This is a genomic window from Bacillus pumilus (genome assembly GCF_003431975.1).
Taxonomy (GTDB): Bacteria; Bacillota; Bacilli; order Bacillales; family Bacillaceae; genus Bacillus; species Bacillus pumilus_N.
The window spans coordinates 1,630,661-1,655,920 of record NZ_CP027116.1 but is presented as its reverse complement, the minus strand read 5'-3'; the positions used below and the strand labels follow the sequence as shown (position 1 = coordinate 1,655,920).

Annotated in this window: 21 protein-coding genes; all 21 read right to left on the bottom strand. The window is 41.9% G+C overall.

The features are described from left to right. Positions 1-21 precede the first annotated feature (21 nt). Entirely contained in the window at positions 22-372 is a 351-nt protein-coding gene (rbfA, locus tag C5695_RS08420) for a 30S ribosome-binding factor RbfA (protein WP_007499525.1), read from the bottom strand. A 17-nt stretch (positions 373-389) separates the two neighbouring features. After that, on the bottom strand, positions 390-668 hold the full coding sequence (locus C5695_RS08415; protein ID WP_117730331.1) for a DUF503 domain-containing protein: 279 nt from the start codon (positions 666-668) through the stop codon (positions 390-392). Beyond that, positions 665-2,785 (bottom strand): translation initiation factor IF-2, encoded by a 2,121-nt coding sequence (gene infB / locus C5695_RS08410; RefSeq protein ID WP_117730330.1) that lies wholly within the window; start codon positions 2,783-2,785, stop codon positions 665-667. The genes C5695_RS08415 and infB overlap by 4 nt, the downstream gene beginning before the upstream one ends. 19 nt (positions 2,786-2,804) lie before the next feature. Then, positions 2,805-3,107: a YlxQ family RNA-binding protein gene (locus C5695_RS08405; RefSeq protein WP_117730329.1), complete on the bottom strand. Its 303-nt coding sequence runs from the start codon at positions 3,105-3,107 to the stop codon at positions 2,805-2,807. Beyond that, positions 3,100-3,384, bottom strand: coding sequence for an RNase P modulator RnpM (gene rnpM, locus C5695_RS08400; protein ID WP_008344742.1), 285 nt, complete (start codon positions 3,382-3,384; stop codon positions 3,100-3,102). The genes C5695_RS08405 and rnpM overlap by 8 nt, the downstream gene beginning before the upstream one ends. Positions 3,385-3,399: 15 nt before the next feature. Next, the gene (gene nusA / locus C5695_RS08395; protein ID WP_007499530.1) at positions 3,400-4,515 is read right to left on the bottom strand and encodes a transcription termination factor NusA; all 1,116 of its coding nucleotides are present in this window, start codon (positions 4,513-4,515) and stop codon (positions 3,400-3,402) included. Positions 4,516-4,547: 32 nt separating this feature from the next. Further along, entirely contained in the window at positions 4,548-5,021 is a 474-nt protein-coding gene (gene rimP, locus C5695_RS08390; protein ID WP_003211398.1) for a ribosome maturation factor RimP, read from the bottom strand. A gap of 349 nt (positions 5,022-5,370) precedes the next feature. Continuing rightward, a complete protein-coding gene (locus C5695_RS08380; RefSeq protein WP_117730328.1) occupies positions 5,371-6,603 on the bottom strand; it encodes an endo-1,4-beta-xylanase in 1,233 nt (410 codons plus the stop codon). 81 nt (positions 6,604-6,684) lie between these two features. Continuing rightward, complete coding sequence (locus C5695_RS08375) at positions 6,685-8,790, bottom strand: glycoside hydrolase family 48 protein (protein WP_117730327.1); 2,106 nt, start codon at positions 8,788-8,790, stop codon at positions 6,685-6,687. 30 nt (positions 8,791-8,820) lie between these two features. After that, entirely contained in the window at positions 8,821-10,671 is a 1,851-nt protein-coding gene (locus C5695_RS08370) for a glycoside hydrolase family 9 protein (RefSeq protein ID WP_117730326.1), read from the bottom strand. A gap of 419 nt (positions 10,672-11,090) precedes the next feature. After that, entirely contained in the window at positions 11,091-15,344 is a 4,254-nt protein-coding gene (locus C5695_RS08365) for a PolC-type DNA polymerase III (RefSeq protein ID WP_233230847.1), read from the bottom strand. Between the two features lie 134 nt (positions 15,345-15,478). After that, on the bottom strand, positions 15,479-17,176 hold the full coding sequence (locus C5695_RS08360) for a proline--tRNA ligase (RefSeq protein ID WP_117730324.1): 1,698 nt from the start codon (positions 17,174-17,176) through the stop codon (positions 15,479-15,481). 81 nt (positions 17,177-17,257) lie between these two features. Continuing rightward, a complete protein-coding gene (rseP, locus tag C5695_RS08355; protein WP_117730323.1) occupies positions 17,258-18,523 on the bottom strand; it encodes an RIP metalloprotease RseP in 1,266 nt (421 codons plus the stop codon). Positions 18,524-18,529: 6 nt separating this feature from the next. Further along, positions 18,530-19,681 carry a 1-deoxy-D-xylulose-5-phosphate reductoisomerase gene (gene dxr, locus C5695_RS08350; protein WP_117730322.1) on the bottom strand — a complete coding sequence of 384 codons (1,152 nt, stop codon included), beginning with the start codon at positions 19,679-19,681 and terminating at the stop codon, positions 18,530-18,532. A 39-nt stretch (positions 19,682-19,720) separates the two neighbouring features. Beyond that, on the bottom strand, positions 19,721-20,515 hold the full coding sequence (locus C5695_RS08345) for a phosphatidate cytidylyltransferase (RefSeq protein ID WP_117730321.1): 795 nt from the start codon (positions 20,513-20,515) through the stop codon (positions 19,721-19,723). A 12-nt stretch (positions 20,516-20,527) separates the two neighbouring features. Further along, positions 20,528-21,310 carry an undecaprenyl pyrophosphate synthase gene (locus C5695_RS08340; protein ID WP_117730320.1) on the bottom strand — a complete coding sequence of 261 codons (783 nt, stop codon included), beginning with the start codon at positions 21,308-21,310 and terminating at the stop codon, positions 20,528-20,530. 129 nt (positions 21,311-21,439) lie between these two features. Next, on the bottom strand, positions 21,440-21,997 hold the full coding sequence (gene frr, locus C5695_RS08335) for a ribosome recycling factor (protein WP_117730319.1): 558 nt from the start codon (positions 21,995-21,997) through the stop codon (positions 21,440-21,442). A gap of 1 nt (position 21,998) precedes the next feature. Further along, positions 21,999-22,721, bottom strand: a complete 723-nt coding sequence (pyrH, locus tag C5695_RS08330; protein ID WP_003210919.1) for a UMP kinase — start codon at positions 22,719-22,721, stop codon at positions 21,999-22,001. A 134-nt stretch (positions 22,722-22,855) separates the two neighbouring features. Then, positions 22,856-23,737, bottom strand: a complete 882-nt coding sequence (gene tsf, locus C5695_RS08325) for a translation elongation factor Ts (protein ID WP_117730318.1) — start codon at positions 23,735-23,737, stop codon at positions 22,856-22,858. A 91-nt stretch (positions 23,738-23,828) separates the two neighbouring features. Next, positions 23,829-24,563 (bottom strand): 30S ribosomal protein S2, encoded by a 735-nt coding sequence (rpsB, locus tag C5695_RS08320; protein ID WP_024426991.1) that lies wholly within the window; start codon positions 24,561-24,563, stop codon positions 23,829-23,831. Between the two features lie 155 nt (positions 24,564-24,718). Beyond that, entirely contained in the window at positions 24,719-25,258 is a 540-nt protein-coding gene (locus C5695_RS08315; protein ID WP_117730317.1) for a Swarming motility protein SwrB, read from the bottom strand. Between the last annotated feature and the right edge of the window lie 2 nt (positions 25,259-25,260).

Genomic DNA, 25,260 nt, shown 5'->3' with positions numbered 1-25,260 from the left:
GCCTATCCTTATTTCAACATCTTATTCGTGGTCTTTTGTGTTTAATTCAGCAATCAGGCTTTCAATTCGGTTCCCGTAATCCACGGATTCGTCGAATTCAAAGTGCAGTTCTGGTGTTTTGCGAAGTCTGATTCGATTGCCAATCTCAGAGCGGATATACCCTTTAGCCTTTGCAAGGCCTTTTAAAGTTTCCTCTCTTTTCTTCTCGTCACCAAGAACAGAAATGTAGACTTTGGCAATTTGCAAATCACCGGACACTTCGACATCCGTTACAGTCAAAAAGCCAATTCTTGGATCTTTCAGCTTTCTGCCTAGGATGTCGCCCAATTCTTTTTTCATTTGCTCACCCACACGGGTTGCTCTCATACTCATGATCTTATCACCTCTAATTAAAACCACTCAGTTTTCGTGATCGTTCGTTCAATTTCAGGAAAGGAATCAATAAAGCTTAATACTCGCTGAAGCTCCTTTTCCACTTGAACCCGAGATGAGGAAATAACGGCGATTCCAATTGATGTACGCTGCCATGTATCCTGATAATTCATTTCAGCCATGGTTACATTGAATTTATGACGCGTTCTTGTCAATATACGCTGAAGAACCGCACGTTTTTCCTTCAGTGAGGATGCATCATAAATGATGCACTCACATTCGGTATAACCGATCATTTTCTTTCAATTTCTTGCATAACGAATGATTCCATAACATCACCTTCACGGATATCATTGTATTTCTTAATGGTAATACCACATTCATAGCCTTGTGAAACTTCTTTGACGTCATCTTTAAATCGTTTTAATACGTCAACTTCGCCTTCAAAAATAACGACGCCGTCACGGATTAAACGGATACCACTATCTCTAGTAATTGTTCCTTCAGTGACATAACCACCAGCAATGGTACCAATTTTAGAAACTTTGAACGTTTGACGAACTTCAACTTGACCGATCACTTTTTCCTCATATTCAGGGTCAAGCATTCCTTTCATCGCAGCTTCAATTTCATCGATGACTTTATAGATAATGCGGTGTAAGCGAATATCTACGTTCTCTGTTTCAGCTGTGCTCTTCGCATTTCCGTCAGGACGTACGTTAAATCCAATTACGATGGCATTAGAAGCACTTGCTAAGATGATATCGGATTCTGTAATCGCTCCAACACCCGTATGGATGATTTTCACTTTGACGCCTTCTACTTCAATTTTTTGAAGTGCCGCCGTCAATGCTTCAGCAGAACCTTGTACGTCTGCTTTCACGATCAAGTTGATATCTTTTACCTCACCTTGTTTGATTTGCTCAAATAGGTCATCGAGAGATAATTTCGCTTTGTCTGAACGCTGTTCATCAAGTTGTTTAGACGCACGGGCCTCGCCCACTTGACGAGCTGTTTTTTCGTCTTTGAATACGAGGAACTGATCCCCTGCATTAGGTACATCGTTTAAACCAGTGATTTCAACAGGTGTAGATGGTCCTGCTGTTTTCACGCGGCGGCCGATGTCATTAACCATGGCACGCACACGGCCAAATGTGTTTCCAACGACGATTGGATCACCTACATGAAGTGTACCAGTTTGAACAAGAAGGGTTGCAACAGAACCTCTTCCTTTATCAAGCTCAGCCTCGATGACCGTCCCTTTTGCCGCACGATTTGGGTTGGCTTTCAGTTCTCCTACTTCACTGACAAGAAGGATCATTTCAATCAATTCGTCAATGCCTTCACCTGTTTTCGCAGATAGAGGAACGAAGATCGTTTCGCCGCCCCAAGCTTCTGGTACAAGACCATGCTCAGTTAATTCCTGCATCACGCGGTCAGGGTTTGCTGTTGGTTTGTCAATTTTGTTGACAGCGACAATGATTGGCACTTCTGCCGCTTTCGCATGGTTAATGGCTTCAACCGTTTGCGGCATAACGCCATCATCTGCTGCAACAACAAGGATTGTCGTATCCGTTACCTCGGCACCACGTGCACGCATTGTTGTGAATGCTGCGTGTCCAGGTGTATCAAGGAACGTGATTTTCTTGCTATTTTCTTCTATTTGGTATGCACCGATATGCTGCGTGATTCCACCAGCTTCGCCTTCAACGACTTTCGTCTTACGAATGCTGTCAAGAAGCGTTGTTTTCCCGTGGTCAACGTGTCCCATGATCGTTACAACTGGAGGGCGTACTTGCATATCTTCTTCTTTATCTTCCACTTCATACTTTTCCAGTTCAGTTTCTTCTAAAATAATGACTTCCTCTACCGGAACGCCATACTCAGAAGCAATTAATTCAACTGTGTCTTTATCCAGCTCTTGGTTAATGGTTGCCATAACACCAAGCATCATCAGCTTTTTGATGATTTCAGCTGATTCTTTCCCAAGCTCTTCAGCCAGCTGGCCGACTGTCATTGAATTTGTAAATTCAATTTTTTCAGGAAGCTCTTTTTTAGGCTTCACAGGTCTAGCTTGCTGATGCTGCGGTTTGTTATTCCCACCGCGTTTATTTTTGTTTTTATTTTGGTTGTTGTTTTTTTTGTTTTTATTAAATTGATTATTCTGCACGTCATTCTTCTTTCTATCATTGTTTTTGTTAGATGATTGTTTTTTTTGTTCTGCGGGTTTCTCGTTAGCTGTCTCTTTTGCTTTGGCTTTTTTATAGATAGCGTCTAGCTTTTTCACAGTGTCGTCTTCAAGCGTCGCCATGTGGTTGTTCACTTCCACGTTCATATCTTTAAGCGCTGCTATAATATCTTTACTTGAAACATCTATGGCTTTTGCGTATTCATAAACTCTCACTTTAGCCATTCGTTCACCCCCAAATAAATTAATCGAGCAAGCTTATAAGCTTCTTAGCGAAGCCTTGGTCAGTGACAGCGACAACTACGCGAGCATCTTTCCCAATAGAACGTCCGAGAACGGAACGGTCTTCAACTTTTCTAACCGGAACATTATAAAATTTGCATTTGTCAGATACCTTTTTCTCTGTGTTCGATGAGGCATCTGCTGCAAGAAGAACCAGCTTAGCACGCGCATGTCTAATTTCTTTGATCACTAGATCTTCTCCTGACACGACTTTACGAGCTCGATTTGCTAGACCTAGCAAAGGATACCATTCAGATTCAGTCATTTGGTTTTTTCACCTTTTCAGCTAGTTCTAGTAATTCTTCAAATATGTGTTCGTCAATCTGTGTCTGAAATTGCTGCTGTAAACTGCGTTTGTTCTTTGCCGCAAGAATGGTTTCTTTATCGAGAGAAAGGTAAGCTCCGCGTCCGTTCATTTTTCCGGTTGCATCAACAGACACTTCACCTTCTTTAGAACGAACAACACGGATCAGTTCTTTCTTTGGTTTCATTTCTCCCGTCACGACGCATTTTCTAAGCGGGATTTTTTTTCGGCTTTTCACCTTTTACATCACCTCTTATTCGTCAGATTCCTCAGCTACTGGTTCAGCCTCTAAGAAAAGAGATTCAGAGTCTTCAGTTCTTGGGAAAATACCGAGTTCCCTTGCATCTGTTTCGCTTTTAATGTCAATTTTCCAGCTAGTCAGCTTTGCAGCAAGACGAGCATTTTGACCTCTTTTACCAATCGCTAATGATAGCTGATAATCAGGGACAATGACAGTTGTCGCCTTATCTTCTTCATTGACAATGACATCAAGTACTTTTGAAGGACTTAATGCATTGGCAACAAATTCAACAGGGTCATTAGACCAATGGACAATGTCAATCTTTTCACCTTTTAGCTCATTGACAATTGCTTGTACACGCTGACCTTTTGGTCCAACACAAGACCCAACTGGATCAACATCAGGATCATCCGTACGAACAGATATTTTAGAACGGTCCCCAGCTTCTCGAGCAACCGATTTAAGCTCTACAGTACCATCATAAATTTCTGGCACTTCAATTTCAAATAAACGCTTTAAAAGACCTGGATGTGTTCTAGACACATAAATTTGTGGTCCTTTAGTTGTTTTTTCTACTTTTGTAATAAACACTTTAATGCGGTCATGTGGTTTGTAGTCCTCATTTGGCATTTGTTCGTTGACCGGAAGAAGGGCTTCGATTTTGCCAAGTGACACGTAAATGAATTTACTGTCAATTCGCTGAACGATTCCCGTCATAATGTCTTCTTCGCGATCGATAAACTCAGTGTAGATCACACCTCGCTCTGCTTCTCTCACTCGCTGCGTTACGACTTGTTTCGCTGTTTGAGCTGCAATGCGCCCGAAGTCTTTTGGTGTGACTTCAATCTCAACGACGTCACCTACCATGTAATTCGGGTTGATATTGGCCGCATCATCTACAGAGATTTCAAGGCGAGAATCATACACTTCATCTACAACATCTTTTCTTGCAAATACGCGAATTGTTCCCGTTTCGCGGTTTAAATCAACACGAACATTTTGTGCTTGATTAAAGTTACGCTTATATGCAGAAATGAGTGCAGCTTCTATCGCTTCAATAATAATTTCTTTACTAATACCCTTCTCTTTTTCAAGAACAGTCAGGGCATCTAACAACTCACTACTCATTTTTATGGTTCCCCCTTATATCAATGAAAAGGTTAATTGAACGAAACTGCTAATCTTGCGTTAGCTATTTTTTCGTATGGAATATTGATCTCTTTCTTTCTTGTCTTGATCTTCACTGTCACTGTTGCAATCTCACCATCAAAGCTTGTAAGCTCACCTTCAAATGCTTTTTCACCATCAATTGGTTCATATGTTTTCATGAAAACATTTTTTCCAAGTGCTTTTTCAAAATCAGCTTTTTTCTTTAATGGGCGCTCCGCTCCAGGAGAGGATACTTCAAGAAAGTAGTTTTGGCTAATCGGATCTGCCTCATCAAGCTTTTCGCTCAAGGCTTCGCTCACTTTGGCACATTCTTCGATATCGACACCTTTATCAGAGTCAATAAACACGCGAAGGAACCAGTTTTGACCCTCTTTGACAAATTCAACATCAACGAGTTCAAGCTGTAAGCCATCTAAAATTGGCTGTACCATTTCGCTTACGACATCCACTACTTTTTTGCTCATTCTCTTCCTCCTTGTGCTTTCGATAAACGCTCTTATCAATCATTCTGCATAAAAACCCTGCTTTATGTGAGCAGGGGGAGCAGAAAACGGATGAATAATGTCGAGACAAAAATTGCCTGTTCAATACAAAAGAGCGGGTTTCCCCACTCTTGTCTCGGTAATCGTTAGCATTTCCATAAAAACTATACCATATCCATTTTTTTTATGCAAATGAAGTTCCTTATTCAGCAGGCATTCGTCATCCGTTCTTTTCATTTATTCTGTGCGCATGTTCACTAATAAGTGCTGCCCTTTATGATACTCAGTTGTTGGAGTGATCCTGGCATATGCGAAGTCAGTTAAATTCTCTTCAAGCCGATCCTTCAGGTACAATCACATCTAGTCGAAGTGGTGTTTGTTCATTTGAATCAAGTTCAATTGTCTGTTGTTTTAATATTTTATTTTCGCTACCGATTCGAATCTCATATGTCCCGTGAAATGCTGGACATGTCACTTTGCCATTAGCCCCTGTTTTTTCAACTCTTTGTGTCGTCCACTCTTTTAGAAGCTTTTCATAACGTCGACCTGCTTCATTTAAAGACCAATCATAATTAACGATGGCCGCATGCTCACCTCTCCAATGGGCACCTGCCCAAAATCCCCACATCAGCACTCCTTTTACGGCTGGATGACTAAATGCCACGCGGTATAAAGCCTCTAGGTTATCCGCTCTTTTATTTGCGTCAGGTTGAACAGAGTCGTACTCTGTGACCCATATAGGCAGACCAAGCTCAGCAAGCACATCGAGCCTCTCTTTTACAATGGCTGGATCGACCCGCTCTCCAAAATGACCTTGAACACCAATCGCCTCAATAGGTGCGCCCAACTGTCGCAGTTCATTGATATGCGCTTTATAAGCATGGTGCTCACCATATGAGATCACATTATAGTCATTCACAAACAATAGTGCTTGAGGGTCAATCTTTTTCGTTTCTTCATACATCCATTTCCAAATATTTTTCCCGAAGCGGTCTTTAAAGAATGAACCATGCATCATTTCATTGTTTACATCCCAATGACGGAATCTCCTCTTAAAATGATGACCCGCATGCTCAAGCCGGTTTTTCATGGCTGCATACACTTCGTGATTGGGCAATGTCCTTAGCCAGCTTGGATTCGCATCTTCTACCTCCCAAAATAAAGCGTGGCCTCTCACTGGAAGTTGATGTCTATCTGCAAAGTTCAGCATCGCATCTGCTTTTTCGTAAGTGATTCTTCCTCTTTCCGGCTCATTCGCATACCATTTTGCCTCATTTTCAAAAACAGCCCAATTAAAATATTTCACGAAAAAATCAGCATATTGTTGATTAAACAACACTTGGTCATTCATTGCCGAGCCAAATGCGAATTCATGCTTAATTTGCTTAATTTCCACCTCTACACCTGCTATTGGCTTGTTTTCATGATTTGTGACGTTTATTTGAAGGTCTCTTTGTCTATGCTTTGAGATTCGATCATTCGCCTCTTTTTTCCACACCTGATTGCCCTGCCCATTTTCGCCCTTATTTAATGATTGATGAAGAAAGCTTCTTTCTTTAACCATGTAAAAACACCCTTATCTTCATTGGATTTATATTTCTTATTCAAACTGCCAGCTGAAAGAAGCCGGCAGCTCGAAAACCTGCTAGTTGATGAGACGATGGTATTCAGCATAGGCAGTGGCCATATCCACTTGGGACCAGAAGCGGTGATAGGTGAAAACCGGTGCCCCATTCTCCCATTTACCTGTTGCTTCATTAAATGAAGACTGATATTTACTCTCGAGTGAAGACCATGCTGGATCTTGTTTAATGTTCGGGCGAAGATCAGCAAAACTCGCATAGACCCCATTACCTCCTCGCTGCGGATCAGAAGGAGTAGTGCTTGATCCAGGAATCTGGTTCCCTTGACCAAATGTCCCGTTCCAACCATTTGGGAAATACACTTCTTTTTTAAAGAAGCGGTCATAGTCCTCTCTGTCTTCCTCTGTCACAATGCCCACGCCATCATTGTAATTCCACGCCACCTCAAGGAGCTGTGCGGCTGCATCTTTCGCTCTTACGCCAAGCGCTGTATAGTCCCCAGTCTCTAGCTTAGTGGCAGCAGCAAAGAATGTTAAAGCTTTGACTAGGCTCCCTAGTACGCCCGTATCCTGAGTTGGATCTTTTGTAACAGCAGTTAGGTTTGGATTTCCTGTTGCAGACTGGAATCCATTCCAAGTGTCAGGCTGTCCGCTCCATGCAATATTTCCAGGAAGCCAAAACTCGCCAGGTGCACTCGTTGTAGCCACAGTAGCATTTGTTCCCCCTAGAATTCTTCGTCCTTGGTCATCTAGGAAATAACCCTCTTCATCCGACACAGGACGGCTGCCGATAAAAATGTAATCGAGTGCATAGTTCACCCATTTTGTGATACAAGATTTGGCCATTTGGACATTTTCAGACGTTTTATCTCCATCTTTCACAAAAATATAATAAAGCTCTGCTACGCGCTCCATCGGCCATGCCTGCATTCCGAACCAGTTATTAGAAGGCGGGTCAAGATAAACAGGTGCATCCTCATATGCCATATCGTAAAAAGTACTTCTTCCTGCCGGATAAGCACTATAGTCTCCATTCCAGCTATTCGTTGCGCCTCCTGCAATCGCTCCTTCTTTAGATTGCAGCCATACATAAAATTCAAGCTGTCTCTTTAATGTTTTTTCCCAATCGCTTGCACCAGTCGCTGAAGATGGCTTTAAGCCTCCTTTATCTGTGGATAACGCATAAGCGGCGACAGGGTTTTGATATCCTTGGTGACAATGGCTGGCTCCAATACGCCACGACCAGTTTGCATAATCGCCAAGTCCTCCGCCCCAAGAGGTATACCACGCCATTAAGAAATGACAGGCTCCTTTTCCGTTTCCAGGGTACGGATTCCCCTGTTTGCCACTTCCAATCGTCTGAAAATACTTATCATACATACCATAACGGAGAAAATCCCCCATTTTTTTCGCTTTATTAAGATAGGCTGGCTGATTATAGCCGAGTTCCTTTGCCCAATACATCGCTTGTATTGCACGCGCATCAGCATCCGTCGCATTGGTATAGCGCCACTGAGCAGCCGGTGCTTGATTTTCTTTTGTGAACAAACTCATAAAGCCTTCATTCGGCTTCCCAAAAGATTGATCATCTTGGGATGGATGCGGGATCGCCTCCCATACAGATTCCTGCGGCCCTCGCTGGAACGTGTTCACATATGCGGCTTTATGTGATGGGTTGAGCAAGTTTCCATACCCGTACCAGTTATCAACATCGAGAAGCCAGTGCATTAAATACGTTTCATTCGTTCCATAGGTTGACTTCAATTCACCATCAATCGGGTCTTGACCCGCAGCACGAGCCCCGCTCAGCTGGCTCGGATATTGATCCGGAAATGGTTTTTCTGCTGCGTATGTGGCTGGGCTAGATGGATTATAAGCGTTCATATGCGGCTGCTCATCACGCCCATCTTCATTGACTGGGATGATGTACTTCTCCATATTGTCCCAAGCAGCCTCTAATTTGCTCCAATCCCCTGTGTAATGTCCGTACAACACCTCTAGCCACAACCAATAGCTATAAGCTTCTGATGTCGTCATATGTCCATAATCAGGCGCTTCACAAATGAGCGTCTCAATTGAATGATACGGAATTCCTTCTGGAGAAAAATATCCATTCGCATCACTTTTGATTTGATGATAAAGCGTTAAAAAGCGTTCTTTGTTTGACAAGTCCTTCACCCTTTCAATGAATCTTTCATTTTATTTATCTGGAAGCGTACCAAATACTAAAGCACCATCATCAAAGACGGGTATTCTCGTGGTTTTTTGCATATTGGATGTTAACCCTTGAAAGGAATAATCATTTGAGGCATCCCATATATTCGACCCATTTGGCGCGGATAATCGAAACTGGATTTCTTTTTTATGCTCTGATTCTCCTCCAGGAAAAATCGCTACGCCCGTAAAATCGATTTCTGCAAAATAGACGTGGGCTGAGGCGTCATATACCTTCAGTGGAGATAAGGAAGCGCCTTCATTGTAGGCAGCCGTCACTTGAATATCTTTTTCAGTCAATCCCTTTGCAAAGACCTCGCTCAGATTGACGTAATATCTAAAGGAAAGCGTTTGGCTGCTTCTAGCCGGCCATCCGGATCGATTGTATAGTACCGCCTTCACCTGAGTGGATGCTGCATCGTTATTCATCACGGCTGCCTCTACAAAAAACTCATCCTCTGCTTGTTCTTTAGGCGGGAAATTGGGCAGCTTTGATTGCCCCTTTCCAAATAGCTGCACCATTTTGGCTATATTTCCTGTAAAGGCGGCATTATAATCCGTCGCCACCTCGTTTGATACATAATCAGAGATATCATCGTCATATTGATCCTGTGCATTAGGCCCACCAACAAGCGCCCCATAAAGAGTGTGCCGGTGATTCGGAGGATTTGTCAGCTGGTTAGACCATGAGCCATGTGCAGTTCGGTGGTGTGGATGCTTCGGCGGGTTCTGGCCAAACCCAACGACATAGCTTCTATTAAGCGGATTATCACCTAGCATATAGTGAGTTTGCTTGATTGCAAACGTTTGGTAACGATTCTTTTTTTCTTCGTCTGACACCCAATCAGCATAAACAAAGGCTAAAAATGCCGCATTTGCTGTATAACGAAGCGATCCCCATTGATCAAGCCATGCCAATCCGCCAGGCGTATAAGTGATTCTTTCAACCTTTCCATTTTGAACAAAACCCGTCGTCCAGTAATCGAGATTACGCTCTGTCGATTGTATAAATCGATTTTCCTTCGTAATTCTTGCAAGTAAGATTTGTGAAGCAAAAAAAGTATTGTCCCATGACATGGTAAACGTATAATCCCAATCCTTTGGCCATTCCTCTACTGCTTTTAATGCTTGATTTAAATAAGTCTCTTCATTTGTCGCCAAGTACAGCCAAATGCCGCCCCAAATAAGCTCGTCAATATAGCCGCTCCAGGAGTTGTAAAACGGCTGAGCATTTGTGACACAATCTGTATACTCGCCGCGGTACCTGTCAGCAAATGCATAAAGCTGTTTCGCATGCGTCAGAAGCTTTGCTGCATAAGGGGCATCTGTCTCTTTAAAAATGATAGAACCCGCTGCTAAAGCTGCCGCAGTTTGGGCGGCCACTTCTGTTCCCGGACAATTTTCATCAATTTTAAAAGCTGGCCGGCTCATCGGCATTACTTCTGCCGGTCCCCACCAAGCATGATCTGCGTTTCCATCACCTACTTGTGCCCAAAACTCGTTCGGACCTGTATGTGCTTTTAAGAAATAATCCGTTGCCCACTTGATTTGATCTAAGATGTCATCAAGCAGTTCTGCCTCTTCATACGCTTCTCGGTATTCATATACTGTCCAAGCAAGAACAGCTGCTGAGTACGCCATCGGAAGGCCAAATTTCACATGATCACCCGCATCATACCAGCCGCCAGTTAAATCATGACCTACATCCTTCCCGTCCTCTAGTCCAGAATCTCCTCGCCAGTTGAGACGGTTGCTTTTGGGAAGCTTTCCAGACCGCTGTGCTTCATAAAACAACAGAGATTTTTGAAGAACCTCTACATAGTTATAAGATGCCATGTCTCTATTACTCACCTCTTCTTTTTAGTCAAACATTGATAAATAGATAAGCCACCTCCTCTTACTCAGCACGTGATTTGAACAGTTTTGAAAAGAATCAAATAAGTTTCAAAAATAAGCATAGTAAACAGCAATCAGCTGTGCGCTCATCGAATGTTTTTTCTCTTGATTCTTTTGGTGACTGTACCCAGAATGATCATATGTCGCTTCACAACATTTCAGACGGTGAAATTCTCTTTTTCGCTCTATTTGGGTAGAAAGAATGACATACAATCTCTTCTCTTAAAACATCACGCTAAATCAAGATATATGAAGGAGCAAGAAAATAATTCCAATTGGAATGAAATTCTTTATTAGTTTACATAATAATATTATTGTTTCTAAAAAAAGAACGCCCATTTAAGGGCGCTCTTCATCAATTAAAACAAAGAAAGCTGGTTTTGATCAGGAAGTGCTTCTAAGCAGCCTTGACGATCTAAATATTCTAAGATCGTTTTCGACACTTTTCCGCGTTTTTGTAAATCCTCTTTTGAAAGGAACTCCCCGTCTTGACGTGCGCGAACAATATTTAATGCAACGTTCGTTCCGAGTCCAGGGATCGAGTTGAATGGCGGAATTAATCCGTCTCCATCAATGATAAACTCTGTTGCACTTGACCGGTAGAGGTCCACTTTTTTGAAATGATAGCCTCTTTCACACATTTCAAGTGCAAGCTCTAGTACAGTTAATAGGTTCTTTTCTTTTGGTGATGCATCTAGACCTTTTGAGTGAATATCGTCCATGACCGCTCGAATCGCATTCGATCCTTTTGTCATTGTTTCGATATCAAAATCATCTGCACGAACAGTAAAGTACGCTGCGTAGTAAAGAAGTGCATGGTGCACCTTAAAGTAGGCAATCCGTACCGCCATTAATACGTATGCAGCCGCGTGGGCCTTAGGGAACATGTATTTGATCTTTTTACATGAATCAATATACCAGTTCGGTACGTTATTATTCTTCATTTCTTCTTCCCATTCAGGAGGAAGTCCCTTCCCTTTACGTACAGATTCCATGATTTTAAAGGCAAGTGACGGCTCTAGGCCCTGATAGATGAGATAGACCATAATATCGTCACGACACCCAATCACTTCACTGAGTTCACACGTTTTATTATGAATGAGCTCTTGCGCGTTGCCGAGCCATACATCCGTTCCGTGTGAAAGTCCAGAGATCTGCACGAGCTCTGAGAAGGTCGTTGGTTTTGTATCCTCAAGCATCTGTCGAACGAACCTTGTCCCAAACTCTGGAATACCGAGTGTCCCTGTTTTACAACCAATTTGCTCTTCTGTTACACCTAGAGGCTCTGTTCCTTGGAAAATTTTCATCACTTCAGGATCGTCTGTTGGAATTGTTTTTGGATCGATTCCGCTTAAATCCTGAAGCATCCGAATAACCGTTGGATCATCGTGCCCCAGTATATCCAGCTTGAGCAAGTTGTCATGGATGGAATGGAAATCAAAATGCGTCGTTTTCCAATCAGAACCTGTCGCATCTGCTGGATATTGAATAGGTGAGAAATCGTAAATGTCCATATACTCCGGTACTACGATAATACCACCTGGATGCTGGCCCGTTGTCCGTTTGACCCCTGTACAGCCTTGAACAAGCCGGTCGATTTCTGCACCTCTCATATGAAGATTATGATCTCCTGCGTAGCCTTTCACGTAACCATATGCTGTTTTTTCTGCAACTGTACCAATTGTACCCGCTCGGTAAACATACTCTTCTCCGAACAGCTCTTTCGTATAGTTATGGGCAATCGGCTGATATTCACCTGAGAAGTTCAAGTCGATATCAGGGACTTTGTCTCCTTTAAAACCTAAGAACGTTTCAAAGGGAATATCATGTCCGTCTTTTTTATACGGTGTACCACATTCTGGACAGTTTTTGTCAGGAAGGTCAAAGCCTGAACCAACAGATCCGTCATTAAAGAACTCCGAATGCTTACAGCTTGGACATACATAATGCGGGGCGAGCGGGTTCACTTCCGTAATCTCTGTTAATGTTGCAACAAGAGATGAGCCGACAGATCCCCTTGAACCAACAAGATATCCATCATCAAGAGATTTCTTTACAAGTTTATGAGAGATTAAGTAAATAACGGCGAACCCATGGCCGATAATACTTTTTAATTCTTTCTCAATACGGTCTTCTACGATTTTCGGCAAATCATCTCCGTAGATGCTGCGCGCCATTTGATAGCTCATTTCCCGTATTTCTTCATCTGCACCTTCAATTTTTGGTGTGTAAAGATCATCTTTAATTGGTTTAATGCTTTCGACCATCTCAGATACTTTTTTCGTATTCGCCACGACAATCTCTTTCGCTTTTTCGTCTCCTAGGAAGGAGAACGCTTCAAGCATTTCATCGGTCGTTCTAAAATGAACTTTTGGCAGTTCATGACGGTTTAGCGGATTCGCTCCACCCTGTGATGAAATTAAGATTTTACGATAAATTTTGTCTTCTGGATGCAGGTAATGCACATTTCCAGTTGCGACGACTGGCTTATTCAGCTTTTCGCCAAGCTTTACAATATTTGTGATGATTTCTTTTAACGCACGTTCATCTCGGACCAGTTCAAGCTGAAGCAGATGTTGATACACTTCTGGCGGATGAACTTCTAAATAGTCATAAAATGCTGCAATGTCTTCCACCTCATCAGGTGATTTTTGCATCATTCCTTCAAAGACCTCACCCTTATCACAGGCAGACCCGACAATTAGACCTTCTCGATATTTCTCAAGCTGTGAGCGCGGAATGCGCGGAACCCGGTAGAAATAATGAATATGAGAAAGGGAAACAAGCTTGAATAAATTCTTCAGACCGGTCTCATTTTGTGCGATCAAAATGGCATGGTAAGGACGAGAACGCTGGAACGCATTGGACTGACCCATGTTTTCATTCAACTGATCGTGATAGGCAATCTCTTTTTCAGCCGCATCTTTTAGCATTTTCAGCATGAGGTAGCCTGTCGCCTCTGCGTCGTAAATGGCCCGGTGATGCTGCGTTAGTTCAATATCGAACTTTTTACAAAGTGTGTTCAACCGGTGGTTTTTAAATTCAGGGTAAAGGAATCTGCCGAGTTCAAGTGTATCAATCACAGGATTTGACGCTTTATCTGTTTTTAACAGGCGCTTATACGCTGTATTTAAAAAGCCCATATCAAAGCTTGCATTATGCGCAACAAGAATATCTTGTCCAATCCATTCTTTGAAATCCCGCACGACATCAACGACATCTGGTGCATCTCTAACCATATCATCGGTAATACCCGTTAATTCGATCGTTGTCGCGGATAGTGGGTGGTGAGGATTTGCAAATGCCTCAAAACGGTCAATGATTTCTCCGTCTTTGATTTTCACTGCTGCCAGCTCAATGATCGTGTCATAAACCGCTGAAAGTCCAGTTGTCTCTACGTCAAAAACGACATACGTCGCATCATCTAACAAACGATGCTCTGGGTTATAGGCAATCGGTACCCCGTCGTCCACTAAATTGATTTCCACTCCATACATCATTTTGATGCCATGCTTTTTACTTGCTGCATACGCATCTGGAAATGATTGGACAACTGCATGATCCGTCAGGGCAATCGCTTCATGTCCCCATTTTTTTGCTTGTTCGACCAGTCTGCCGATCCCTGTGACAGCATCCATTTGACTCATTGGGGAATGCAAATGAAGTTCGACACGCTTTTTACCCTCTGGTGCCGTATCTTCTTTCAGCTGAGGTTTCATTTCATTGACGTCATTGGCAATCATGACAAGATCTCTAACAAACGTATCGTTTTGAATGCTTCCTCTTGCTTTGACCCACATGCCTTTTTTCAATGATTTCATCAGCTGTGCATCTTCTTTTTCTCTTGCAAACATTTTAATTAAAATACTGTTTGTATAATCTGTAATCTTAAAGATACACAGCGTTCTGCCGCTTTTCAGCTCACGCGTTTCTGCATCGAATACGTAGCCTTGAACTGTAATTCTTCTTTCCTCATCCATAATACTATCAAGCGTACGAATTTCTTCATTGTCTTTAATTTGATAGCCAATCATAAGCGGGCCAGACGGACCTTCCTCCTGATCCTCACTTTCTTTCTTCTCCATTTCAGTGAGGGCTTGCATCGCTCTTTCTTGATCCTCAGCGAGCTTTTGTTCTCTAAACTTCTGAATCTCTTGATCTGATACAAAAATTTCTGTATCGAATTGCAGCTCTGGAAAGCCCACTTGTTTAAAAGCTGCCTGAAGCATCGGGCTGTACTTCTTCTTGATGGCCAAAGCCTCTGTTTCGCTTTTCGTTTTGATGATGATTTTATGTCCAGACAGCGATGGTTTTTGCTGCTGAAGCAAGCTGATGATTGGAGGAGAAATTCCTTGAAGCTCTTCCACACAATGTGACCAATACGATTGAACGAGCTCTTCAGATATATTTGGATCATTGACTTCAATCGTACAAGTGACTTGTGCAATATGAGAAAATGCATTTGTCAGCCTGCTGAGAAACATCGCATATACCTTATAAGGCAGAAGCGCCTTAAATTTAAACAGGAAATGCCACGTTTTTGTCGCCTTATGAACCGTCAATTTGACGATTTCACCTTCTTCAAAGTAACGACTGAGGTCATCATCTGTCATTTGAATCTGATTGAGTAATATATGAAATTGCCGCCGTGTGATCGGTAATTGTTCATCCAAGACAGGACCCTCCTTTTTTCAATCAGAAAGGTACCTCTTTTCTACAGGAGGTACCTTCATTTTTTTGTTCGTTTTTATGCTTGGCGTATAAATGAAATCAGTTCATCAACAGATACTTCATGCGATTCACCTGATTTTCTAAACTTCACTTCCACAATGCCTTCTTCTGAACGTTTTCCGCAGCTAATGCGAATTGGCAGCCCAATTAAATCACTGTCTGCAAATTTGACTCCAGCACGCTCTTGGCGGTCATCAAAAAGTACGTCAAAGCCCTCATCTTCTAAGCGCTCATATAACGTTTCAGCCAGCTCTTTTTGAGCATCGTTTTTCATATTTAATGCAAGGAGATGAAGGTCATACGGCGCAACTGCTTCCGGCCAGATGATTCCTTTTTCATCATGATGCTGCTCAACAATCGCTGATAGAGTTCTAGAAATACCGATACCATAGCATCCCATAATCATTGGCTGCGCGCGTCCATTTTCATCAAGGTACGTCGCATCCATTGACTCAGAGTAACGAGTGCCTAGTTTAAAGACTTGTCCTACTTCAATCCCTTTTGCAAACTGGATGGTGCCTTCTCCATCTGGGGAAACGTCTCCTTCTTGAATCAAACGAAGATCGGTGAATTCTTTCACTGACACATCACGTGCGGGATTGACATTGACATAGTGATAATCCGTTTCGTTTGCACCTGCAACAGCATTTGTCATGCCCTTAACTGCTAGATCTGCATAAATATCGATTTCTGCTTCGAGCTTAACTGGACCAACAAATCCAGGCTCTGTTCCAATGACTTCTAGTACTTCTTCACGTGAAGCAAGCTCTACAAGCTGTGCTCCGACCAAGTTTTTCACTTTCACATCATTTACTTCATGGTCGCCTCTAGTCAGGATCAGAACATATGCATCATCGGCTTTAAACAAAACAGACTTGATACAAAGAGAAGAATCCACTTGTAAAAATCCAGCCACGTCTTGAATCGTTTTCACTTGCGGTGTATGGACTTTTTCAAGTTCTTTGAAGTCCGCAGGGTTTGCTTCTTCCCCCTGGTACACAGCTTCAGCCATTTCAATGTTTGCAGCATAGGAGGATGTGTCAGAGTATGCAATGGTATCTTCTCCCACTTCTGACAGTGCCATAAACTCATGTGTATCTTTTCCTCCCATTGCACCAGAATCTGCAATGACTGGTCTAAAATTAAGACCTACTTTTGAGAATACATTTGAGTAAGCTGTAAACATCTTGTTGTATGTGTCATCAAGGCTTTCTGGTGAAGAATGGAACGAATAGGCATCCTTCATGATAAATTCACGTCCACGCAGCAGCCCAAAACGCGGTCTCTGTTCATCGCGGAATTTTGATTGAATTTGATAAAGAGTTAAAGGAAGCTTTTTATACGATTTCACTTCGCTGCGTACGAGTGATGTAATCACTTCTTCGTGCGTTGGGCCAAGTGCGAACTCACGGCCATGACGATCTTTCATACGCATCAGTTCTGGACCGTATGTATACCATCTTCCTGACTCTTGCCACATTTCTGCCTGTTGCAGCACTGGCATTAACAGCTCTGCTGCTCCTGCCTTTTCCATTTCTTTACGAACGATGGATTGAATATGCTGAATGACTTTATGAGCGAGCGGCAGATAATGATAGATTCCGCTTGTATTTTGTCTAATGAACCCAGCTCTTACTAATAGCTGATGACTTTTCGCCTCAGCATCTGCCGGCACCTCTCGAAGAGTTGGAATAAAAGTCAGGGATTGTCTCATGTCGTTACACCTCATTTATGAAATAGGACTTCTCACAAAAACTCTTGTTTCCCGTAATGAGAAACAAGAGACATTGGTTTTTTATAAAAATAATCGCTGGATGTCATTCCACGTAACCACTAGCATTAACAGCATGAGGAATGCAACACCGATAAAGACAACAAGTGCTTCTTTCTCACGATTAATTGGTTTACCGCGAATGGCTTCCACAAACAAGAAGAGTAAACGTCCTCCGTCTAATGCAGGAATCGGTAATAAATTCACGATGCCTAGGTTAATACTGAGGAACGCCGCAAACTGCATTAATGTTAACACACCTTGCTTAGCTACTTCTCCGGTCATGTCATAGATCCCAACAGGACCTGCTAGCATGTCTAGTGAAAATTGTCCTGTGACAATTTTTTGCAAGTTCGTTAAGATGAGACCGGCTGTTGAAATCACAGTCGTTCCTGAAGATGAAATGACTTTCAGAAATCCATTTTCCGTTGGCGGATAAGATCCAAAACGGCCAATGCTTTTTCCGTCTGCTTTCACTGCTTCTGGTACAACCTGCACAGTGCTTTCTTTGCCGTCTCTGTCAATAACGACATTCATCTTTTTCTCAGGATTCTTTTGAACAGTTTGAACGACGTCTGTCCAAGAGTTCATTTTATCTCCGTTAATGGACTTGATGTGATCTCCCTGCATAAGTCCAGCTTCCGCCGCTCGGCCGTCTTTCGTCAGCTTTCCAAGTACAGGATCATCAACGGTTACCCCTTGAATAAAACCTAAAGCAACCAAAATGACATACGCCAGGATAAAGTTCATAATCGGTCCGGCTGCGATCGCTTTAATACGCTGCCATACCGTTTTTGAACCAAATTGACGATTGTATGGTGCAATTTGAATTTCTTCACCATCTACAACATAAAAGCTTGTTTGACTGACATTGTAGCCAGTTAAAATATCTTCATTTCCAGCTTCATATCCTGAGATTCTCATGGCATGATCTAAATCAATCTGCTCCACTTCGATGACAAGTGCATCAGGATATTTTTCTTTATCATTTAAAATGATTTTTTCTACTTCATTTTGCTCATTGAATAAGAGCCCCACTGTATGACCTGGTTTAATTTCAATGACTTCAGGGTCCTCTCCTGCCATTTTAACAAATCCGCCAATAGGGAGAAGTCTAATGGTATAAACGGTTTCTTTTCGTTTAAAGGAGAAAATCTTCGGCCCAAAACCAATTGCGAACTCGCGGCATAAAATACCCGCTCGCTGCGCCATAATTAAATGGCCAAGCTCGTGGAAAAAAACGAGCGTCCCAAAAATAATAATAAACGCAATCACTGTATTCACGAACATACCACCTTATGTGAGGATTGATTGAACAAAGTCTCGTGTATCTTTGTCCACTTCATGGATATCTTGTAAACTAGGCGTTGAAATCACATGATGTCTATTTAGTGCCTTTTCAATCAATTCTTCAATTTGCAGGAACGTTACTTTGCCTTTCAGAAATGCATCGACTGCCATTTCATTTGCTGCATTGAGCACAGCAGGCATTGTCCCTCCTATTTTACCTGATTCATAAGCAAAATGTAAGCAGCGATACCTGTCAAAATCCGCTTTTTGGAAATTCAATTGTCCAATCTCCCAAAGGTTCAATGATTTCGCTTCTGGTAATGGCGCCCTGTCAGGGTATGTGAGTGCATATTGAATGGGCACTCTCATGTCAGGTGTACCTAACTGAGCCATGACGCTTTTATCGTGAAATTCCACCATTGAATGAATAATGCTCTCTTTATGTAACAGCACATCAATTTGCTCATAAGGAATATCAAACAACCAATGTGCCTCAATGACCTCAAGCCCTTTATTCATCATCGTTGCTGAATCAATGGTAATTTTCGCTCCCATTGACCAGTTTGGGTGATTCAGCGCTTCTTCAACCGTAACACCTTCAAGTTCAGTTCGTTTTTTATCTCGGAAACTACCACCTGAAGCTGTCACGATTAAGCGGTCAATGTTTTTAGCTTGTTCACCTTGCAGGCATTGAAAAATAGCGGAATGCTCACTATCAACAGGAAGTAAAGGTACATCAAATGTTTTAGCGTACTCTTTTACTATATGACCAGCTGTCACAAGTGTTTCCTTATTTGCGAGTGCAATCGTCTTTTTTTGTTCAATGGCCTTTAATGTGGGAACAAGCCCAACACTTCCTACAAGTGCATTGACCACAACGTCCACTGCATCATAGGTCGCTGCCTCGATGTTGGCTTCTTCACCCACAGTCATCTTGACATCGTATTCAAATGAATGGCTTTTTAGCGAGTAATAGGTTTCTTCATTTAAACAACCGACAAATTCAGGCTGAAACTGTTCAATGATTGGTATGGCCTTGTCTACATTTCGGCCGAACGTCATCGTTTTCAGCTTAAATTTGTCTGGATGCTGCCTGATCACATCTAATGTTTGTTCACCAATTGATCCTGTTGCGCCTAATAGCGAAATATATTTCAAAATGCCACTCCTTCTCTCGTTCAATAAGTTTCTATGAGGTTAGCTGGAAAATGTAGCCAGCAGTAAATATAAAAACGGCAGAACGAATAAAAAGCTGTCAAACCTGTCCAAAATCCCGCCATGTCCAGGGAGAATGGTCCCTGAATCCTTCACTTGATAGTGGCGCTTTAAAGCAGATTCGACAAGGTCGCCAAGCTGTCCAAAGATACTAAGCAAAAGAGTAATAAACATAACAAGCAGATATGATGGCAAAAATCCTGTAACCGCTTGAAACACAAGTGACAACACGACCGCTGTGACAATTCCGCCGATAAATCCTTCTACTGTTTTGTTTGGGCTGATCTCTGGCCATAGCTTTCGTTTCCCCATAGATTTCCCAATAAAGTAGGCACCTGAGTCAGTCGACCAAATAATCACTGCTGCGAAGAAGATCGCACTCATGCCATATAAGCCTCTAATTTGGATAAAATAATAGAAACTAACGCCAATATATAATGTCGCCAATACAACAAAAGCAACCTCATCAAATGTGAAAGAGTTTTTGCTCAAAACTGTATAAGTTAAAAGGATTAAGACTGCAAATAAAGCAATTTGCATTTTTGATGCGTCTACGTTCGGGAAGAAGCTGTTCTCTCCGCCCATTAAAAGCCAAAGCAATATTAAGCTGACAATACCAGGAAAGCTGAAAATTGAAATCTTTTTCATTCTTAGAAGCTCAAAAAGAGCGACACTTCCCATTAAGTAAATCAGCAGGGTAAATGGCATTTGTCCATATATAACCGCAAGTAAAAAGACTGCAGCTGCCACAACACCCGTCAAAATTCTTTGTTTCATCTGCACCACCCTCTAAATTCCACCGAACCTCCGGCCGCGGCGCTGGTATTCTCCAATAGCACCTATAAGATGCTCATCAGAAAAGTCAGGCCATAGCACATCCGTAAAGACAAACTCGCTGTACGCAATTTGCCAAAGCATAAAGTTGCTTAATCTAATTTCTCCACTTGTGCGAATAAGCAAATCCGGATCTTGAAGAGATTCTGTCATTAAATAAGCTGAAAACATCTCTTCTGTGATATCTTCTGCTTGAAGCTTACCTTCTTTGACTTTTTCAGAAATTTGTCTGCATGCGGAGACGATTTCTGTACGCCCTCCATAGTTGAGCGCAAAATTCAAAACGAGTCCGTCGTTATCCGACGTACTCTTTACTGCGTTCTCTACCGCTCTTTTCGTATGCTGCGGGAGGCCGTCTGGATCACCTGTTAAACGCACACGGACATTTTCTTCGATGAGTTCGGGCAGGTAGATGTTTAAAAATTCTTCAGGAAGCTTCATTAAAAAGTCTACTTCTAATTTAGGACGTTTCCAATTTTCCGTAGAGAAAGCATACAAAGTCAGCACTTTAACATTCAGCTCATTTGCAAGCTTTGTCATGCGCTTGACGACTTTCATTCCTTCATGATGTCCTGCTACCCGTGGAAGCGCACGTTTTTTCGCCCATCTTCCGTTTCCATCCATGATAATGGCGATATGTTCAGGAATTTCTCCATTTAATATGTCTTCTTTTGTCAGGCTTTCTAAGTTGGAAGCTGCAGTTTGCTGATTCTTCCAATTTTTGAGTATATTGAGCATGAGATTCCTCCATCACCCAAAAAGGTTGCGTTCCCGCTAATAATATAGTCACCAACAGTATTAACAAAAAAACCCCCTGTAAACATGAAGAGGGTCTTTTCACTATTATCTATTGTACATAGTTTTTTCTTAAACTTCCATGATTTCTTTTTCTTTATCTTTCGTCACATCATCAATTTTAGCGACATATTCATCTGTCAATTTTTGAACACCCTCTGTCGATGATCTTAATTCATCTTCAGTGATCTCACCATTTTTCTCTAGCTTTTTCAACTCATCGTTTGCATCACGACGAACATTACGAACAGCTACTTTAGCTTCTTCTGAATATTTTCTGACCACTTTCACAAGCTCTTTACGTCTTTCTTCTGTCAGTGCAGGAATTGCAATGCGGATCACATTTCCGTCACTTGTTGGCGTAATACCAAGATCAGACTTTTGGATCGCTTTTTCGATATCACCGATGGCTGTTTTATCATAAGGTGTGATAATCAGCATACGAGCTTCTGGTACTGTGATTGACGCGATTTGGTTGAGTGGTGTTTGTGCACCGTAATAATCAACTGTCACTTTATCAAGCAGTGAAGCATTTGCTCTGCCAGCGCGAACAGTTGCTAGTTCACGTCCGTATGCTTGAACTGCTTTTTCCATTTTTTCTTTCGTTTGGTTCAATACTTCTTTTGACACGTTATTTCCCCCTCACAATCGTTCCGATTGATTCGCCGTTTACGGCACGTTTAATATTTCCTTCTTCCATAATGGAGAATACGATTAATGGAATGTCATTGTCCATACATAATGAGGACGCAGTAGAATCCATTACAGCAAGCCCTTCTTTTAGCACATCAAGATATGAAAGCTTATCATATTTTACTGCATCCGCATCTGTACGAGGATCAGCACTGTAAACACCGTCTACATTATTTTTCGCCATTAAAATGACATCTGCTTCGATTTCTGCTGCACGAAGTGCTGCCGTTGTATCTGTAGAGAAATAAGGGTTACCAGTACCTGCAGCAAAAATCACGACACGTTTCTTCTCAAGATGACGGATCGCTTTTCTTCTTATGTATGGCTCTGCAACTTGTCTCATTTCGATAGAAGTTTGTACTCTAGACTGAATGCCGAGCGTTTCAAGGCTGTCCTGTAACGCGAGTGAATTCATCACTGTTGCCAGCATCCCCATGTAGTCTGCTGTTGCACGGTCCATTCCTAAGTCACTGCCTGTCTTCCCGCGCCAAAGGTTTCCTCCGCCTACAACAACTGCAACCTCAACATCAAGTTCTGCAATTTCTTTGACTTGCTTTGCAATTGAATGAATAACAGTTGGATTAATTCCATTTCCAGCATCACCTGCTAGTGCTTCGCCACTTAGCTTCAGTACAATGCGATTATATTTCGGTTTGCTCATGATAACCTCCAAGTGTAAACTATACCGTCTCTTATTATGCGTAAGAAACTGTCTTTTGTAAATCAATATCCTCTAAAAAATAGGGAACACAGTGCTTGTGCTCCCTAAAAAAGCCCCAGAGAGCTTTTCAAACATTATTTTTTCACTTGGCTCATCACTTCTTCAGCAAAGTTGTCTTGACGCTTTTCGATACCTTCGCCCACTTCATAGCGAACATAAGTTTGAATGCTTGCGTTTTTCGCAGCGACTACTTGTTTCACTTTTTCATCTGGGTTTTTAACGAATGCTTGGTCAAGTAAGCAAATTTCTTCGAAGAATTTGTTTAGACGGCCTTCTACCATTTTAGCAACGATGTTTTCAGGCTTTCCTTCTTGAAGCGCTTGTTGAGTTAATACTTCACGCTCACGGTTTGCTTCTTCTTCTGACACTTGGTCACGAGAAATGTATTTAGGGTTTACAGCAGCAACGTGCATTGCAATGTCTCTTGCAAGCTCTTCATCAGTTGTTCCATTAAGAACAGCTAATACACCGATACGTCCGCCCATGTGTAAGTAAGAACCGAATGCTGCGTTATCTTCTTTCGTGATAACAGAGAAACGACGTAGAGTGATTTTCTCTCCGATTTTCGCAATTGCAGATGTGATGTGCTCTTCAACTGTTGAACCGCTTTCCATTTTAGAAGCATGAGCTTCTTCAATTGTTGCAGGTTTAGCAGCAAGCAAATGATCAGCAAGTTCGTTAAGAAGTGATTGGAATCCTTCGTTTTTCGCAACGAAGTCAGTCTCAGAGTTCACTTCAAGGATCACGCCTGTGTTGCCATCAGTTTTAATAAGTGTTAATCCTTCAGCAGCAATACGGTCTGCTTTTTTCGCAGCTTTTGCAATGCCTTTTTCTCTTAGAAGATCGATCGCTTTGTCGATGTCACCATCAGTTTCTGTTAACGCTTTTTTACAGTCCATCATACCTGCACCAGTTTTTTGACGCAGTTCTTTAACTAATTGAGCAGTAATTGCCATTTTACATTTCCTCCTTCTATGTTAAAACACGGATTACTAGGTGAAAAAAAGGTGATAAAAGGCATTTCCCTCTTATCACCTTTTGAATAGGTTACGCAGTTGTTGTTTCAGTTTCTGTCGTTTCTTCTACAACAGCTTCTTCTTCGCCTTGTTTAGACTCAAGAATCGCATCTGCCATTTTAGCAGTTAGAAGTTTTACAGCACGGATTGCATCATCGTTTGCAGGGATCACAACATCAATTTCGTCTGGATCACAGTTTGTGTCAACGATACCGATGATTGGGATATTCAATTTACGAGCTTCTGCAACTGCAATACGCTCTTTACGAGGGTCGATAATGAAAAGTGCATCCGGAAGACTCTTCATGTCTTTGATTCCGCCTAGGAATTTTTCAAGACGCTCTAATTCTTTTTTCAGTTGAACGACTTCTTTCTTAGGAAGAACTTCGAAAGTACCGTTTTCTTGCATTTTTTCAATATCTTTTAAACGCTTGATACGTTTTTGGATTGTTTCAAAGTTTGTTAAAGTTCCACCAAGCCAGCGTTGGTTCACATAGAACATACCAGAACGGATTGCTTCTTCTTTCACTGAATCTTGAGCTTGCTTTTTCGTACCAACGAAAAGGATTTTTCCTCCATCAGCAGCAAGATTTTTTGTGAAGTTGTAAGCTTCCTCTACTTTTTTCACCGTTTTTTGAAGATCGATGATGTAGATACCGTTACGCTCTGTAAAGATGTAACGCTTCATTTTTGGGTTCCAACGGCGTGTTTGGTGACCGAAGTGAACACCAGCTTCTAGCAATTGTTTCATAGAAATAACTGACATTTTGTTGCCTCCTAATATAATGGTTTTTTTTCCTCCGCTCAAGTCATGTTCACATAAAACTGCGCCACGGCAGCACCTTCATCTGAATCATTAAGCGTGTGTATTTAACACCAAGAAATAATATAACATATGATGGACTGACAATCAAGAATCCTTTACAGCTTTCCGCTAAATTTTAATAAAAGCTCGATTTCTGTCTTGCCCGTTTTCAATTCTTTCGCTATTTCTTCTAGCGAACGCCCTTCGTCATATAAGGTCTTCACTTGGTCCTCGAATGTTTCTTCTACTTCAATTTCAGAAAGCATAGAAGCTTCTGATTCATGATATGGAACGGGTTCGTTTACCTTCTCTTCCTGCACTTCAACTTCGCTAAGGAGAGCTGACAAGTGATCTGGTACTGGATCTTCACTTTCTACCGATTGCTGGGATTCAATTGGTGGTTGTGGCTGCTTTGGTGTCTGAAAATCCGATTTCAGCTCTTCAGCAGAAAAATCAGGGGAAGCGGCTGCTACTTTTGATAGCTTGTCATTCTCTTCTTTGACTTCCATCAAAAATGCAGCCAGGGTATTTTCCGTTTCTTCTAGAAGTTCTCGCTGTTTTTGTTCAGTTGCCTTCAGCGAATTCATTCTCGTATATAAAATGATCACAAAATAAATAAGTGCAGCATGAAGCATGAAACTAATCAGCCATAGCATAT

What these genes read in the sequence shown, in the direction of transcription:
- C5695_RS08370 (WP_117730326.1), bottom strand. Translation starts at nt 10,671, where the DNA reads ATGGCATCTTATAACTATGTAGAGGTTCTTCAAAAATCTCTGTTGTTT.
- C5695_RS08360 (WP_117730324.1), bottom strand. Translation starts at nt 17,176, where the DNA reads ATGAGACAATCCCTGACTTTTATTCCAACTCTTCGAGAGGTGCCGGCA.
- rbfA (WP_007499525.1), bottom strand. Translation starts at nt 372, where the DNA reads ATGAGTATGAGAGCAACCCGTGTGGGTGAGCAAATGAAAAAAGAATTG.
- C5695_RS08365 (WP_233230847.1), bottom strand. Translation starts at nt 15,344, where the DNA reads ATGACAGATGATGACCTCAGTCGTTACTTTGAAGAAGGTGAAATCGTC.
- C5695_RS08345 (WP_117730321.1), bottom strand. Translation starts at nt 20,515, where the DNA reads ATGAAACAAAGAATTTTGACGGGTGTTGTGGCAGCTGCAGTCTTTTTA.
- tsf (WP_117730318.1), bottom strand. Translation starts at nt 23,737, where the DNA reads ATGGCAATTACTGCTCAATTAGTTAAAGAACTGCGTCAAAAAACTGGT.
- rseP (WP_117730323.1), bottom strand. Translation starts at nt 18,523, where the DNA reads ATGTTCGTGAATACAGTGATTGCGTTTATTATTATTTTTGGGACGCTC.
- C5695_RS08415 (WP_117730331.1), bottom strand. Translation starts at nt 668, where the DNA reads ATGATCGGTTATACCGAATGTGAGTGCATCATTTATGATGCATCCTCA.
- C5695_RS08380 (WP_117730328.1), bottom strand. Translation starts at nt 6,603, where the DNA reads ATGGTTAAAGAAAGAAGCTTTCTTCATCAATCATTAAATAAGGGCGAA.
- C5695_RS08340 (WP_117730320.1), bottom strand. Translation starts at nt 21,310, where the DNA reads ATGCTCAATATACTCAAAAATTGGAAGAATCAGCAAACTGCAGCTTCC.
- C5695_RS08405 (WP_117730329.1), bottom strand. Translation starts at nt 3,107, where the DNA reads ATGACTGAATCTGAATGGTATCCTTTGCTAGGTCTAGCAAATCGAGCT.
- nusA (WP_007499530.1), bottom strand. Translation starts at nt 4,515, where the DNA reads ATGAGTAGTGAGTTGTTAGATGCCCTGACTGTTCTTGAAAAAGAGAAG.
- rimP (WP_003211398.1), bottom strand. Translation starts at nt 5,021, where the DNA reads ATGAGCAAAAAAGTAGTGGATGTCGTAAGCGAAATGGTACAGCCAATT.
- rpsB (WP_024426991.1), bottom strand. Translation starts at nt 24,563, where the DNA reads ATGTCAGTTATTTCTATGAAACAATTGCTAGAAGCTGGTGTTCACTTC.
- C5695_RS08315 (WP_117730317.1), bottom strand. Translation starts at nt 25,258, where the DNA reads ATGCTATGGCTGATTAGTTTCATGCTTCATGCTGCACTTATTTATTTT.
- pyrH (WP_003210919.1), bottom strand. Translation starts at nt 22,721, where the DNA reads ATGAGCAAACCGAAATATAATCGCATTGTACTGAAGCTAAGTGGCGAA.
- infB (WP_117730330.1), bottom strand. Translation starts at nt 2,785, where the DNA reads ATGGCTAAAGTGAGAGTTTATGAATACGCAAAAGCCATAGATGTTTCA.